Consider the following 14,525-nt stretch of genomic DNA (forward strand, 5'->3'; position numbering starts at 1 on the left):
GACCGCGACCACCGCACCCGGCAAATCTGTGTCTCACCTGTTCCTTTACTGTGCCCGCCGCCGCGGAGCCACTCCTCGATGCGGTCGGCGATCTGCGCGGGCGTGCCGACGACGCTGCGCTCGTCGGCGGCGAAGCGGCGCACGAGGTCGCGGATGGTGAGGTTGTCGCGGCGGGCCGAGGGGGTACGGGCCGAGGTCGACGCCGCCGAGCCAGTACGCCAGGTCCGCCAACGCGATCTGCGGGAGCGCGAGTTCGGTGAGGCGGGCGTGTTTCTCGCGGGCCTCGGCCTCGGTGGGTGCGGTGATGACGGAGAGGACGGGGGGATCTTGAGGTGGTCCGGGTCGGTACCGCAGCCGGTGCCGTCTACCGACCCGTGAGACGTGCCGCCGACGTGCTGTCGGCGGGGCGCGCGCCCAAGTGGCGCTGCAGGAAACCGATCTGACGACCCAGCAGTTCGCCCGTGGTCGCGCTGCCCACCGGTTGGTGGCCGACGCCCGGCAGGAGCACCACCTCGTGCGGGCGCCCGGCGGCGCGCAGGGCGTCCGACAGGCGCACGGTGTTGGCGGGCGGGACGTTGGCGTCGGCGAGGCCGTGCATCAGCAGGAGGGGCCGGGACAGCTTCGGCGCCTCCAGGACCAGGGAGTTGGCGTCGTACCGCTCCGGATACCGGTCCGGACGGCCGAGGAACCGTTCGCGCCAGTGGGCGTTGTACAGCCGCTGATCGGTGACGCAGGCCCCGGCCACCGCGGCGTGGAAGACGTCCGGGCGGCGCAGTACGGCCGCGGTCGCGAGGGAGCCGCCGAAGGACCAGCCACGGATGCCGACGCGCCGGAGGTCGAGGTCGGGGTGGCGGCGGGCCGTCTCGTGCAGTGCGGTCACCTGGTCGTCGAGGGCGAGCCCGAACAGGTCGCCGTACACCTCGCGTTCCCAGTCCGGGCCGCGCCCCGGCGTGCCGCGCCCGTCGGCGGCCAGCACCGCGAATCCCTGCTCGGCGAACCACTGCGACACCAGCACCTTCCAGTCCACCTCCGCGGTGACCCGCTGGCCGCCGGGGCCGCCGTACGGGTCGACGAGGACGGGAAGGGGGCCGCTGCCCGGCCGATACCAGGACGGAAGGTGCAGCCGGGCACGCAGTTCGAGCGGCCCGAGGACGAGCCGGGTCATGTGCAGCTCGAGCACCGGCCGCTCGACGTACGAGGCGAGGGTCACGGACGGCTTCCCCTCCCGCAGCACATCGGCCCGAGCGCCCGGCCGGTCCGCGCCATGGGTGACCCGGACGAGGGTCCCGCCCCTGCGTACGCCGGAATGCACGGCCGCCTCGGCGCCGAGCCGCCGTAGCCCCTCTGCCGGGCGGAAGCTCCACAGATGCGTCTCGGTGGGCTCGTCGGCGTCGGACGCGGTGAACAGGACGTCGTCGCCGTCGATGCCGAGCACAGTACGGAGGTTGAGCCCTGGTGGGGTGACGGGGGCACCGTCCACGGTGAAGTGTCGGGTGCCGTGCAGATCGGTGTGGGCGAGGAGGGCGCCGGAGGCGGTGCGCGCGGGAAGGCCGGGGACGAGGTGTACCCAGCGGTCGTCCTTGTGCTCGTGGAGGACGGTGGTGCGACCGTCGGTGGGGTCGATCGCGAGGAAGCGGACGGTGCACTGGTCGCGGGACTGCACGAGGGCGTAGGGGCCGTGCGGGTCCCAGCCTGCGCCCACGACGTACTCGAAGGCATCTTGGTCCCAACTCGCCTGCGTGGTCCGGCCGTTGAGTGCGATGAGCCAGAGGGTGACGTCTGGATTGGGGGTACCGACTGCCGCGAGACGCCGACCGGAGTCCTCCGCGCCGACCGCCGGCCAGGGGTGAACGGCCGTGGAGTCCGTGCGGGCGACCAGCAGTCGGGCGCCGTCCGGGGACCACCAGTGGCCGCGGGGGCCGTCGAGCGAGGTGATGGCCGTATGACTGGCGGTTCCGAACTCGACGTCGGGGCCGTCCAGTTCGGCGAGAGCTCGGTCCCCTGCGCCGTCCGCGTCGATCACGCGCAGGGCGCCGGAGGAGACGTAGGCGATACGGCGGCCGGTGGGATCGGGACGCGGATCGGACACCGGGCCGCGGGCGGGCAGGCGGTGCGGCCGACCGCGGCCGCCGCGCTTCAGCGCCCACAGTTCCCCGGCCAGGGCGAAGGCGATGAGGTCGGCGGCTCGGTCGGTGGCGTATGCCTCGATACCCTCCCCGTCCTGTGGATGCGGGAGCAGCTGCGCCGGGTCGGCCGCCAAGTGTTCCGTCCCCGAGTCCAGATCCAGCGACCAGAGGCAGGCGACCGGGTCGTCGGCAGAGCGGGTGCGCAGGAACAGGACGGTTGCGCCGTCGGGCGAGACAGAGAGGTGGGTGGGGGTGCCCCGGGTGAAGCGGTGGGTGCGGATGAGTTGTTGAGGGAAGGAGGGGGTCGCCACGGAGGGATGGTTCCACCGGACATCAGACTGAAACGTGCGTTCGAATTCAGGGCTTTGACGAACCTGCCCGGTCACACCGTCATCAGCACCCGCGTCGACCTCAGCCAGAACTCGATCGTGGTTCGGGTGCCGTCACGCGGAGGAGGCCGGAGTCTCCCGCGGCGCGGGGAGCTCACGGCCCAGGCGCGCGAGCGGGGACAAGGCCATCAACACGGGCGACAGCATCATGCCGGCCGCCGTCATCAGGAGGCTGGTGCGCAGACCCCACCCTTGCGCCAGCCGGCCGCCGAGCAGAGAGCCGAGCGGGGTCAGCCCCATGCCGGCGAACGTGATCGTCGCGGCTGTACGGCCCTGCATCCCGTTCGGAGTCACGGCCTGCCGCACGGCCATGACCGTGACGTTCACCAGCTGGCCGAAGACACCGAACACGAAGTTGACCGCCAGAAGTACGGCGATCGTCACCGCGTGGGGACCATGGAGCGCGGGCACCCACAGCATCGCCCCGTCGCCGAGTGCCGCCGCGCCGACGAGCACCGGGCCGTAGCCGAAGCGCTGCGGAAGCCGGGCGGCCGGCAGCGAGCCGACCAGCGCGCCCGGTCCCGTCGCTGCGAGTGCAAGCCCGACGGCCGTGCCCGACAGGTGGAGTTCCCGCGGCAGGAAGACCAGATAGACGGTCATCGTCGCCGCGAACGAGAACTGGAAGGCGGCCGAGGCGAGCCCCACCGCCCGCAGCGAGGGCTCATGGACGACGAAGCGCAGTCCGTCATGGATCCGCCGCCAGACCCGCGAGGGCCGTTGCGGGTCGTCGGGGATCGACTCGGGGCGGTGGATCCGCCGGATCGACAGGAACGACACCGCGAAGCAGGCCGCGCAGGATGCGGCAGCGATCGGCGCCGACAGCAGGGACACCAGTGCCCCGCCGAGAGCGGGGCCGCCGATCTGGGCCGAGGAACGGCTCCCTTCGAGCGCGCTGTTGCCCCGCACCAACTGCTCACGGTTGACCAACCGCACGAGAGACGTCTGGTACGCCACGTCGAAGAACACGGACAGGGCACCGACAACGCAGGCGACGACGAGCAACCCCGACAGGCCGAGACCGCCGAGGAGACCGGCGATTGCGGCGGCGCCCAGCGCCAGGGCGCGACCGGCGTCCGTCAGCACCATCACCGTGCGGGCCCGCCATCTGTCCACCCATGCGCCGACGAAGAGCGAGAGCAACAGGATCGGCGCCTGCCCCACCGCACGCAGGACACCCAACTGGCCTGCGTCTGCGTGGAGCGTCACGACGGCGATCAGCGGCAGAACCACCAGGCCCGTCTGCTCGCCGAGTTGGGAGGCCGTCTGGCCTGCCCAGAGCCTGCGGAAGTCGTCATCCCGCCACAGACTCGGAAGTACAGGAACAACAGAACGCGCGGATGGCACAACAACCCCTCGGATGACCGAAGACGAGACCTGCCAACTGCCGCGGGCGGATGCACCGCGGGGGCAGGCAGGGGAAACAAAGGCTCGCTGTGCCGCAAGATCGAAGGCAGCACGCGATGACAGGCCGCTCACGGCCAACTGCGTCAACGCGCGCTCGGACGACCGACCATGTCTCGGCTCCTCCTACGTTCATTCGGTGCGGGAACCGTAGTCTCCGGCCGGGCTGACGCGAAAGGCGTTTTGGTACTCCAGCAACGTTGCGCTCTCCGGCCGGGTCAGAAGGCGCGGCTCGGAGTGCCGTTGGCTGATGGTCTGTCAGGCGCAGTCCTGCCGGGACGCTTTTGCGGCCGCCGGGCCACCGTGGCACCAGGGGCGTCGCGTGGTCGAGACCGTGGCTGCGCTCAAGGCGGGCCGGGCGGCCTGAGCGGGTGCAGGCGATTCCGCCGGTCAGGATGCGGGCGACTCGACGACGCGGCGGTACTCCGCCTCGGCCACTGCTGACAGAGCATGGGCGCCACGCGTCCCGGACAGTGACCGCGCCTGTTCGAGCTGAGCCAGGGCCTCGATCCTGCGCTCGGGCGTCGCGGCCAGCGCGATACCCGCCTTCACTCGCGCAGCTGCTTCGTAGAGGGGCATACGACAGGCACTGAACCCCTCGGCGGCATCCAGTGCGAACCGCGCTGCAACCGCCGTGTCCTGCAGGCTGAGATGGATCTCAGCGCGGGAGAGCGCGACGAAGGCCTGCTGGTTCTGTGGTCCTTCAGGACTCACCGCGGCCGCAGCCCGGTCCGCCCAGGAGCCGGCGGCGGCGTGGTCCCCCCTGGCCAGCTCCGCACCGGACAGCAGCATGAACCACAAAGTGCGCGTCGGGGCCTCGAACCTGGGCAGGTCAGGACCGCCGCCTGCGCGGGTGACCGTGCGGATGCACCCGTCCGGGTCACCATCGATGAGCATGGCCTGGCCGAGAATGCCGAGCGCAACCGACCTGACGGGTGTCGGCTCGGAATCGTCCACCGCGCGCAGGGAGACGACCAGCTTCTCGAGGACGGAATTGTCGGTGGCGTTGTCCCCCCGCCACATGCGGGTGGCGGCGAGCACCGCGGAGGCGAACGAGGACGCCTCCTCGCTGCCGACGAACGAGGCGGCTTCCAGCGCCTCCTCGGCGCACCTTGAGGCGTCGTCCAAGTTCCCGAGGAGCAGGTGGACATGTGCGGATGCGGCGAACAGGTCGCTGAGCAACAGGCTGTTGCCGGTACGGCGGGACAACTCGAGTGCCTGGTCGAGATGGTGCAGGGCCGAGTCGTAGTCGCCCAGCAGCAGTTCCGTCCAGCCGATCACGGACAGGGCGTCGATGTACTCCGGTCGCTCGCTCTGCGCTGCGCCGATCGTCTCGAGCAGTTGAGTGAGGTGGCCGCGGGAGCGGGCGTGGTCGCCGTTCGAAGCGCACGCGAGCGCCAGCAGCCCTCGAGCCAGTGCGAGCCGGGGAGGATCACCCGCCTTCTCCGCTGAAGCAAGCGCCCGTTCGCTCCAGCGGACAGCCGTGGAGAACTCGTCCGTGCGCTGTGCGATGGCGGCCAGGGCCATCTCCAACTCCGCGGTGTCGTGCGCCGACCGGCCGTCCCCGTCCTCCAACTCCCGGAGCAACAAGCGCATTGCCTGCTCGCAGTCGCCGAGCATCCACTCCATGGTGGCTTGGGCGACGACGACGCGCACCCGGATGTCCCCGGCCTGGGAAGGCAACAGCGAAGCCGTGGTACGCAACAGGTCACGGCTCTCCCGCAGTCGTCCGGCCGCGCCGAGCGCACTGGCCCTCTGCAGCCACAGTTCGGGCCTGAGGCGGCCCTCGTCACCCAGCAGCCGTAGGGCCTCCCCCGTCCAGTGCGCGGCGGTGGACGGGGCGATGGTCAGCAGGTCGCGGGCGGCCTGCGCCAGCAGTTCCGCGGCCTTCTCGTCGCCCGGATGTGCTGATCGCTGTACGTGCGAGGCCTGCGTGGCCAACGGGGCGCCGTGCGACGCAAGGTATTCGGCGGCGCGGGCATGTGCGCTGATCAGCCAGCCGGCGCCCGCGCCCTCGTACACGGCGGCCCGCACGAGCGGATGACGGAACCTGAACTGGCCCGGGGCCCCCACCGGCCGCACCACGTCGTGTGCGGTGAGTTCGTCGAGGGCCGCGAGGGTGCGCACCTGATCGGATTCGGCGACGGCCGCGACCATGGTGACCGCGAAGGCGTCGCCGAGGACGGCGGCCGTACGTGCGCAGAGCCGCGCCGCATCAGACAGGCCCTGTAACTCCGCCAGGAGCGAGTCCCGCACTGGTCGTGGCACGTCTCTCACGGATGCGGTCGGGTCCATGGGGGCGGCCGCGGCGAGTCGCTCGGAGGGCATCCGGGTCAGCGCCTCCAGATAGAGCGGATTCCCGCCGCTGACCTCGTACAGCTGACGCCAGCGCCCCGGCCCCATGTCGCCGGCGAACAGTCCGGCCGCGTCCGTGGACGACAGGGGTCCCAGGTCCACCTGAGATATCCGGCCGTCCGCCGCGGCCCGGGCCAGCGCCGCGGACAGACGGGACGGGATCTGCCGCGGACGGTGGGCAAGCGCCAGCAGCACCGGCGTGTTCGGCGGATGCCGTATCAGATGCTCGATCAACTCGGCGGTCGCGTCGTCCGTCCAGTGCAGGTCGTCCAGACTGAGCACCAGTCCCCGGCCGCCACCGCCCAGGGCTTCCAGCAGTGACCGCACTGCCCGGTGGAGCCAGTACCGCTCGGCTTGCACCGGCTGCGCCGCCGGGCTCTCGTTCCACAGTGCGGGGAAGACGGCGCCGAGTTGTCGCACCGCCGCCGCCGGCAGTGCGTCCAGGGGGTTGCCGCCCTTGGCCGCGGATGCGAGGTGGTCGTCCAGCGCGTCCACGAAGGCACCGTAGGGAGCCTGGTCGAACTGCATGCTGCGCCCGGCCAGCACAAGCATCCCGCGCTTGTTCGCCTGCTCGCCCAGCTCGGCGAGCAGGCGTGTCTTGCCGATACCGGGTTCGCCGGCGAGCTCCACCACGTGTGCCCGGGCGCCGGACTCACCGGCGGTCAGATCCGCGAGAAGTCGCTCGAACATCGCCACCTCTCGGGCACGTCCCACGAGCCGGTCGCCGCGAGGGCCACGCGCTTGGGGACGCGTTCCGGCGGTGGTTGACGCCGCTGTGTGGCGCGTGCCTGCCAGGCCCTCGCCTCGGCGGCCGCGGGCGGCATTCCCGTCGGCCCGGCCGGGTGCGGTGTCCTCGCCGCGGAGGATCGCCTGGTGCAGTCGCCGTACCTCGGGCCCCGGGTCGGTGCCGAGTTCCTCGGCCAGCCGCTGGCGTAGCGCGGCGAAACAGGTGAGGGCTTCCGGAGCGCGTCCACCTATGTGCAGCGCCCTCATCAAGGCTGCCGCGAGCGGCTCGACCAGCGGGTGCTCGGCGACCAGATCAGGCAGCCGACCGACCACCGCCGCATGGTTGCCCGCTTCCAGCTCGCAGTCGGCCCAGGCGACCAGCGCGGCGATGTACTCCTGCTTCCAGCTCTCGCGGGTGCGGGCCACCCAGGGCCCCGGTAGCCCGCCCATGGGATCTCCCCGCCACAGCGCGCATGCTTGACGCAGCGTCAGTGCGCGTTCGGCGGATGTGCGTTCAGCCCGGCGCGCCTGCTCGACCAGCTGCCGGAAGCGGTGCAGGTCCACTTGCCCCGGGGCTGCGTTGAGCAGGTATCCGTCGGCGCGGCGCAGGACACTGGGTGGCGCCGTGAGGTCGCCGCCCTCGTCAGGTACCGGGGCGCCCGGCTCTGCTTCCAGGAGCCGACGGATCCGGGCGATGTGCGAATAGAGCGAGGCCCGGGCCTCGGCGGGCGGATGCTCACCCCACAGCCGGTCGATCAGCGTGTCGACCGGGACCGGCCGGCCGGCCTCCGCCAGCAGGGAGGCAAGCACCACTCGCCGCTGCGGCGGGCCCGGCTCCACGGTCCGGCCGGCCACGCGCAGCTCCAACGGGCCCAGCAGTCGAAAATCCGTCACGCCAACCCGTCTGATCGATCCACGCCATCACCTTGAGCGCATATCCATCACATCAGGAACACGCGAGGTCGACAAGGTTTCGACAAGATCTCCACCAGGTCGAGGCGCCACAGTCAACGCACACACCGCCGAGCGGCCGAGCAGGCCGGCCCCACGGGCACAGAAGGAGGCCAGGGGGTCGGCGACGGGGGGCGAGGTCGCTCGGCAGTGTCGGTAGCACGACCGCTCCGCCCGAATCGGACACACGCATCCACACGCGTCCGGTGCAGAGGCGGAGAGCTACCGGTTACGAGGCATGCGCCCCCGGGGCGCCGCAGTCAGGGGGACACCAGCATGAAGCGAGCACCCGTTGCCGCCTGCGTCGGCGCGGTCATCGTCGCCGTCACCGCAGCCGGCTGCACCGCCAACCACCAGCCCGACTCCGCCACTCACGCGCCGAAGGGCATCGCGGCCCAGAACTCCAGGACCCAGGGCCGGGAGCTGACCGACGCCGAACAGATTCTCCTCCAGCGGGCCGAGGCGCTGCTCGTGAAGAAGTGCATGGAGAACAAGGGCTTCAAGTACTGGGTGGGTTGGCTGCCGACCGTCGACGACCTCAAAGGCGACGGATATGTGCTCACCGACGTCGACTGGGCGAGGAAACACGGCTACGGCAGCCGGCTCAAGAGCAAGCTCCAGAACGTCCAACGCGACGATCCGAACAACGCGTACGCCAACGCACTCCCGCAGAACGAGCGCGTCCGCTACAGCAAGGCACTTGAGGGCGGCCCCTCCAGCGGCATGCTGACCGCCGAACTGCCCACCGGCGGCACGGTCCAGACCCCGCGCGACAGTTGCCAGGCCGACGCCAAGAACCGGCTCTACGGCGACTTCGCAACCTGGTTCCGCGTCGAGAAGACCGCAACGAACCTGTCCTCCCTGTACGTGCCGGACCTCGTCAAGGACAAGCGCTTCGTGCACGCGGTCGAAGAGTGGTCGGCATGTATGCGCAAGGCGGGCCACAACTTCGCCGACCCGCCCGCCGTCAGACGACAACTGCCGCGGCTCACCCAGGGGTTGAGCGCGAAGAAGGCGAATGCCGTCGAGGTTGAACTGGCGGTCTCCGAGGCCACTTGTGCAACGCGAACCCCGCTGTCCGACACGGCACACGCGCTGGAGACCGAGTACCGCGACCGGAAGCTCCGTCGGTACGCCAAGGCCATCACCACCTATCAGCGCATGAGCCTGCTCGCCCTCCAGCGGGCCAAGGACATCACCGGCTCAACGGCCTGAGTCCCGCGCGACCGCGCGCCTTCAGCCCCGACGCCGCGCGCCTTCAGTCCGGGATCGCAGACCCATCGGTCCGCGGCTCCGGGACTCCCCACACCTCCGCAGCACCACGGCTGCGGAAAGCCGAAGACGGCAACCAGCAGAACGAACAAGGAGAAACGACCATGCGTAAGATCCTGGCCACAGCCGCCACCATCGGCCTGGCGGGCCTCGGAGCGCTCGTCCCTGCGGGCGGCGCTCAAGCCGCCACACCCTGCGACAACGCGTGGAACAGTGCGTCGTCCGGCTACTTCTACGCCTACGCCTCCGACAACTGCACGGGCTACCTCGGCAGGGCCGACGGCGAGGACTCGAACTGGGGAAATGACCAGGGCGGGTTCCAGGGCAGCGCCACCAACAACGCCGAGTCCATCCTGCACAAGGGGACGTCCGGCCTGGCCGTCCAGGTCTTCAACGGGACGGGGACGGACTGGGGCGGCGGCTACACCTGCATCAAGAAGTCCGAGTACTACATGAGCAGCCTCAACGGGTTCTCCTTCAGCAGCGGCTACGACGTGGACAACGCGATCAGCTCCCACCGCTGGGTGACGGAAGCCTCGTGCAACGGCCACTTCCTGGATTCCTGACCCGTCCGCAAACCCGCACGACCGACCCGCACACTCACCCCGTGGCCCGCCGTCTCCCGGCGGGCCACGGCACGTTGCGCCCCGGACGTCAACGAGCGGGCGCGGAATCTGCGGTGGCGACGCGGTACGACCAGCGCGCGATCCGCCACGAGGCGACCGTCCTCGTCGCCGCTCTCAGCGAGTGGCTGTGACCAGGCAACTCAAGGCGGGAAGCACGCTTCGCAGGTCGTCGTCGTCCACCGTGGCTGTCGCTACTGCCCGCGCACCCGCCGAGGCATTGAACGCCACGCTCAACTCGACAGCCGCAAACAGCGGCAGGTCGGACCGGCTGTCTCCGACAGCTGCGCATGCGTGAGGGGCCAGCCCCAGCTCCCGCGCCTGCGCAAGGGCGAAGTCTCGTTTGTCGTACTCGTCGAAGTGACGAGCGACCCGGCCCGTGAACCGGCCGTCGATGCTCTCCAGCCGAGGCCCGCAGAACGCGTGGAAGCCGAAACGGTCAGTCAGATAGCTGCCGACCGGCGACCAGGCCAGGGTTGCCAGCACGGGCACCAATCCGTTCTGCCGGCACCAGACTACGGTCTCCGTGATGCCCGAGACCAAGGGAAGTCCGTCGAGCCAGTCAGAGATTTGTTCCTCGGACATGCCCGCCCAGCCTGCGGCATCAAGCTCGGAAACTTGTCGATTGTCCAGGGCGCCGCAGGCATAGGCGTCCTCGGCCTTGGCCAACTCGTCCCGATGGCCAAGGAAGCCGGCCAGGAAGACCGACGAACTCGTACCTGGGACCAGCGTTCCGTCGACGTCCAAGAACACAGCGCCCACATGATCGGATGACAACACCGACCAAGGATGCCACCAGCACGCAGACCGTGGGCGTGCCCGCGTACTTCCGCTGCACGCCCTGGACCCGGAGGGCTTTCGGGAGGTGCGGGTTCTCACGTACGTAGTAGCTGCCGGCCTCGGACAAGACGCGCACGCCATCACGGGCCGACTCAACCGCCTTGGTGTGGAAGAGGAGTTGATGAAGTGGGTGCCCGGTCCGGTGACGGTGTCGCCATCGGGCCCGAGGAGAACGCCGTCGTCTTCGACTGGGCGCTGTCGATGACGGCCGGTGCGGGGATGTTGGGCGGGCGGGGCGAGGACCACCGGTTCGAGGCGCCGCGGCCGGCTGCGCAGTGGCGGCGTGGCCGTCAGGCCGAGCGGGTGAGGCGATGCGGGAGTTCGACGACTTCGAGCCGTTCCAGGGCGCCGCGGGACTCTTGGGGCGGGGTTCGCGGTTAACGGCAAGGAAAGTCGCGACGTACCCCAGCACAACCAACCGTCTCTCTGGTGGGTCGTACTGGGCGGCGTGAGGGCCAAGGGCCCCTCTCCTGCGGCGCCCGTATTCTCGGCACGGTCGCGAGCCGGGCTTGGCTCGGCGACGCGATCCCGCGCTGACCCCGCGCCCTCTTCTCCGCCTACGTCAGGACAACCATGGCTTCCCGTTCCCTTCCCCGGCGCCGCAGACAGCTCGGCCTCGCTACCGGTATCGCCCTGGTCGGCGGTGCCGTGCTGGTTCCCGTCGTCGACGCCGCCACCCCGGCCGCGACGACCACCGCGACGCCCAGCACCAAGCGCCTGCACGACGACTTCAACGGCGACGGCTACCCCGACCTGGCGATCGGTGCGCCGGGCACCACGTTGAACGGGCAGGCGAAGGCGGGGGCCGTCAGCGTGCTGTACGGCTCGCCCAGTGGGCTGTCGACCTCGCGCAAGCAGGTGCTGACCTGGTCGAGCCGGTCGACGACGCAGCCACAGACGCGCTACGGCAGCGACCTGCAGAGCGGCGACCTCGACAGGGACGGCTACGCCGATCTGCTGTCGCTCGTGGACATGTCGCCGATCAGCGGCTACGACGGACGTTTCCTGGCCGTCAACTGGGGTGGCCCCAAGGGGCTGTCGGCCACGCCGACCCTGCTGAGGAACGTGCCGGCGAACTCCCGCGGCACCTTCGTGGTCGCCGACGTCGACGGGGACAAGAACCCGGACGTGGCGGCGTGGGGCGACGACTACGGCGACGAGAACACACCGGGCGACGGCTCGGTGCTGCACGGCCCGTTCCAGCGGGACGGCGGCAGCGCGAGGACGACCCGTTTCACGCTCTTCCCCGGCGAGGAGTGGTACGCCCTCGCGATGGCCGCCGGTGACGTGAACGGCGACGGCACTGCCGATCTGGCCGTCAGCGCCAGGCAACAGGACGGCGAGGTCGGCACGGGTGGGGTCGCCCTGCTGCTGGGCGGTCCTTCCGGGTTCACCTACAAGGGCCTCCTCAAGGACGCCCAGGGCCGACTCGTCCGCGGCGACGACGTCGAGATCGGCGACCTCGACAAGGACGCTCACGCCGAGATCGTCGTCGGCCACTCCGTCGACGGCACCGACTACGACGTCGGCCTCCCGGTCAAGGGCGGTGCGATCGCCGTCGTCCACGGCGGCCCGAACGGCGTGTCCACCACCCGCAAGCCGATGTGGATCAACCAGGACACCGCGGGCGTACCGGGCGTCGGGGAGTGGCATGACGGCATGGGCTCGGGCCTGTCGATCGGCGACACCAACGGCGACGGCTACCCCGACGTGGTGACCGGCCTGCCCGGCGAGGACTTCGACGGCCTCACCGACGCCGGCACCGTGCTCTTGCTGCGCGGCAGCGCGAACGGTCTGACCACCACCGGCATCAAGTCGTTCAGCCAGAACACCGCCGGGGTACCCGGCACCGCCGAGAAGCTGGACCGTTTCGGCAGCGAGAGCGCCCTCGTCGACGCCAACGGCGACAAGAAGGACGGCCTGGTCGTCGGCGACTGGGCGGAGAACGCGAACAACGGTGCCGCGTGGGTCTTCTCGGCCACCTCCAGCGGCATCACCGCGAACGGCTCCTTCTCGTTCGGCCCGTCCACCATGGGCCTGCCCGCGACCGGGGCCCAATTCGGAGCCTCGGTGGCCGACTGACAGCGACCACATCCCCGTACGAACACAAGCCTCTCCCCACACATCAGGGGAGAGCGTTCATGGAAAGGAGCTTGCGTGGCTGCACGGCCTGCGACGCCTGCGGATCCGGTGGGAACGACGAGCCGACATCCACAAAGCGTTCCAAACTCCCCTGCGGTTGCGGCTTCGAGGCGAACGCCGCCTTCGGGATCGCCTCGCATCTTTGACGCGCTGGGGCGGGCGGGCCTCCGGCCGATTGGTGCGTGGAATCATCGGCGGCTGAACTGGTGCGGATCTGTGTGAGGGTGGTGGCGGGGCATGGTGGCCGGCTGGGAGTGGGACGAAACGCTGTTTGCGGGTGCAGCCGCCTACTACCGGCGTGGGCGGCTTCCCTACGCCCCTGGGCTGGCGGAACTGCTCGCCGAGATCCTGCAGCTCGATGGGGGTGGGCGCCTCGTCGACGTGGGGTGCGGGCCCGGGACACTCGCGCTGAGCTTCTCGCATCTGTTCGGCGAGATCGTCGGCGTGGACCCCGACAAGGAGATGCTCGCCGAAGCCGCCCGCGAGGCCGCCTCGCGCGGAGTGGGCGGGAAGGTGCGGTGGGTTCAGGCCCGGGCCGAGGAACTGCCCGCGGGGCTCGGGACGTTCACCGTCGCGACCTTCGGTCAGTCCTTCCACTGGATGGATCGCGATCTGGTGGCGGCGACCGTCAGGGACATGCTCCGGCCCGGCGGGGCGCTGGTGCACATCTCCGACTTGCCGACGGAGGTCCGCAGCGCCGAAGGTCTGCCGTATCCGGCGGCGCCGTACGAGGCGATGCAGGATCTGGTGCGGGGCTGCCTCGGGCCGGTCCGGCGAGCCGGTCGGGGCGTGTTGGCGCAGGGCACGCCCGGTGGTGAGGCCGAGGTGTACGCCCGGGCGGGGTTCTCCGGTCCGCAGCGTCATGTCGTTGCCGGCGGACAGCCGCTGGTACGCACGGTCGACGACGTGGTCGCGGGCCAGTTCTCGATGTCGTACTCGGCGCCTCACCTGTTCGGCACGCGTCTCGACGAATTCGAGGCGGATCTGCGTCGGCTGCTGCACGAGGCGTCCCCGTCGGGTCTGTTCTCCGAGCGTCAGCCGAGCACCGAGGTCTTCGTCTGGGGGAACTGAGTCCGAGTCGCGCCGGCCGCTGTCCGGCGGACGGCACGCTTAGGCTCTCGACCGTCACCAGCACAACCCGAGGAGCGTCACCGTGTTCGACCCCGCGCCGGAGTACCCGTACCCCGAATCCCACAGACCGGACGGTGCGCCCGCGCCGCACCCGCAGCTGGCGCCCGTGCTCGGTCTCCTGGGCGCCTGGCGCGGTCGGGGGCAGGGCGGGTATCCGACGCTGGACGGGGACTTCGCATATGCGCAGGAGGTCACCTTCAGCCACGACGGCCGGCCCTTCCTCCGCTACGAGGCCCGGGCCTGGCTGCTCGATGCCGACGGGGCGCCGCTGCGTCCGGCGGCCCGGGAGAGCGGCTGGTGGCGGCTGCAACCCGAAGGCCGGGTGGAAGCACTGATCACCCAGCCCACCGGCATCGCGGAGATCGCGGTCGGACAGGCCGCCGCGGACACGGTCGAGCTCGCCACCCACGAAGTGGCCCTCACCCCCACCGCCAAGGAAGTCACCGCCACCCGCCGCCACTACACCCTGACCGGCGACGACACCCTCATGTTCGTGCACGAACTCGCGGCGGTCGGGCAGCCGTTGCAGCATCACCTGTCGGCGGCCCTGCGCCGCAAGGGGTAGCGAC

General features: G+C 70.6%; 10 protein-coding genes and 1 pseudogene. 7 read left to right on the forward strand and 4 right to left on the reverse strand.

From position 1 onward, the window contains the following. Nucleotides 1-364 precede the first annotated feature (364 nt). From ABZ880_RS30965 to ABZ880_RS30975, 3 genes are all read right to left on the reverse strand, one after another. On the reverse strand, nucleotides 365-2,437 hold the full coding sequence (locus ABZ880_RS30965; RefSeq protein WP_361269338.1) for a prolyl oligopeptidase family serine peptidase: 2,073 nt from the start codon (nucleotides 2,435-2,437) through the stop codon (nucleotides 365-367). Between the two features lie 132 nt (nucleotides 2,438-2,569). Then, the gene (locus ABZ880_RS30970; RefSeq protein ID WP_361269500.1) at nucleotides 2,570-3,820 is read right to left on the reverse strand and encodes an MFS transporter; all 1,251 of its coding nucleotides are present in this window, start codon (nucleotides 3,818-3,820) and stop codon (nucleotides 2,570-2,572) included. 486 nt (nucleotides 3,821-4,306) lie between these two features. Further along, nucleotides 4,307-7,891 carry a BTAD domain-containing putative transcriptional regulator gene (locus ABZ880_RS30975; protein ID WP_361269341.1) on the reverse strand — a complete coding sequence of 1,195 codons (3,585 nt, stop codon included), beginning with the start codon at nucleotides 7,889-7,891 and terminating at the stop codon, nucleotides 4,307-4,309. Between the two features lie 333 nt (nucleotides 7,892-8,224). On the opposite strand from ABZ880_RS30975, the gene ABZ880_RS30980 reads away from it, so the two are divergent. From ABZ880_RS30980 to ABZ880_RS30990, 3 genes are all read left to right on the forward strand, one after another. Then, nucleotides 8,225-9,163, forward strand: a complete 939-nt coding sequence (locus ABZ880_RS30980) for a hypothetical protein (protein WP_361269344.1) — start codon at nucleotides 8,225-8,227, stop codon at nucleotides 9,161-9,163. 161 nt (nucleotides 9,164-9,324) lie between these two features. Further along, nucleotides 9,325-9,786: a hypothetical protein gene (locus tag ABZ880_RS30985; protein ID WP_361269346.1), complete on the forward strand. Its 462-nt coding sequence runs from the start codon at nucleotides 9,325-9,327 to the stop codon at nucleotides 9,784-9,786. 41 nt (nucleotides 9,787-9,827) lie between these two features. Beyond that, complete coding sequence (locus ABZ880_RS30990) at nucleotides 9,828-9,977, forward strand: hypothetical protein (protein ID WP_361269349.1); 150 nt, start codon at nucleotides 9,828-9,830, stop codon at nucleotides 9,975-9,977. Here the strand turns inward: ABZ880_RS30990 and ABZ880_RS30995 are convergent. Further along, on the reverse strand, nucleotides 9,961-10,623 hold the full coding sequence (locus ABZ880_RS30995) for a haloacid dehalogenase-like hydrolase (RefSeq protein WP_361269351.1): 663 nt from the start codon (nucleotides 10,621-10,623) through the stop codon (nucleotides 9,961-9,963). The two genes, ABZ880_RS30990 and ABZ880_RS30995, sit on opposite strands and share 17 nt — an antisense overlap. A gap of 148 nt (nucleotides 10,624-10,771) precedes the next feature. Between ABZ880_RS30995 and ABZ880_RS31000 the strand changes: the two are divergent. The 4 genes and pseudogenes from ABZ880_RS31000 to ABZ880_RS31015 all read left to right on the forward strand — a co-directional run. Then, a pseudogene (locus ABZ880_RS31000) lies at nucleotides 10,772-11,135 on the forward strand (hypothetical protein); the annotation flags it as partial. 121 nt (nucleotides 11,136-11,256) lie between these two features. After that, nucleotides 11,257-12,765 carry an FG-GAP-like repeat-containing protein gene (locus ABZ880_RS31005; protein WP_361269354.1) on the forward strand — a complete coding sequence of 503 codons (1,509 nt, stop codon included), beginning with the start codon at nucleotides 11,257-11,259 and terminating at the stop codon, nucleotides 12,763-12,765. A 297-nt stretch (nucleotides 12,766-13,062) separates the two neighbouring features. Then, complete coding sequence (locus ABZ880_RS31010; RefSeq protein ID WP_361269357.1) at nucleotides 13,063-13,896, forward strand: class I SAM-dependent methyltransferase; 834 nt, start codon at nucleotides 13,063-13,065, stop codon at nucleotides 13,894-13,896. Between the two features lie 82 nt (nucleotides 13,897-13,978). Beyond that, the gene (locus ABZ880_RS31015) at nucleotides 13,979-14,521 is read left to right on the forward strand and encodes an FABP family protein (RefSeq protein ID WP_361269360.1); all 543 of its coding nucleotides are present in this window, start codon (nucleotides 13,979-13,981) and stop codon (nucleotides 14,519-14,521) included. The last annotated feature ends 4 nt before the right edge of the window (nucleotides 14,522-14,525 follow it).

It is taken from the genome of Streptomyces sp. NPDC047043 (genome assembly GCF_040644055.1).
GTDB lineage: Bacteria > Actinomycetota > Actinomycetes > Streptomycetales > Streptomycetaceae > Streptomyces.

What these genes read in the sequence shown, in the direction of transcription:
- ABZ880_RS30985 (WP_361269346.1), top strand. Translation starts at nt 9,325, where the DNA reads ATGCGTAAGATCCTGGCCACAGCCGCCACCATCGGCCTGGCGGGCCTC.
- ABZ880_RS30980 (WP_361269344.1), top strand. Translation starts at nt 8,225, where the DNA reads ATGAAGCGAGCACCCGTTGCCGCCTGCGTCGGCGCGGTCATCGTCGCC.
- ABZ880_RS31005 (WP_361269354.1), top strand. Translation starts at nt 11,257, where the DNA reads ATGGCTTCCCGTTCCCTTCCCCGGCGCCGCAGACAGCTCGGCCTCGCT.
- ABZ880_RS31010 (WP_361269357.1), top strand. Translation starts at nt 13,063, where the DNA reads ATGGTGGCCGGCTGGGAGTGGGACGAAACGCTGTTTGCGGGTGCAGCC.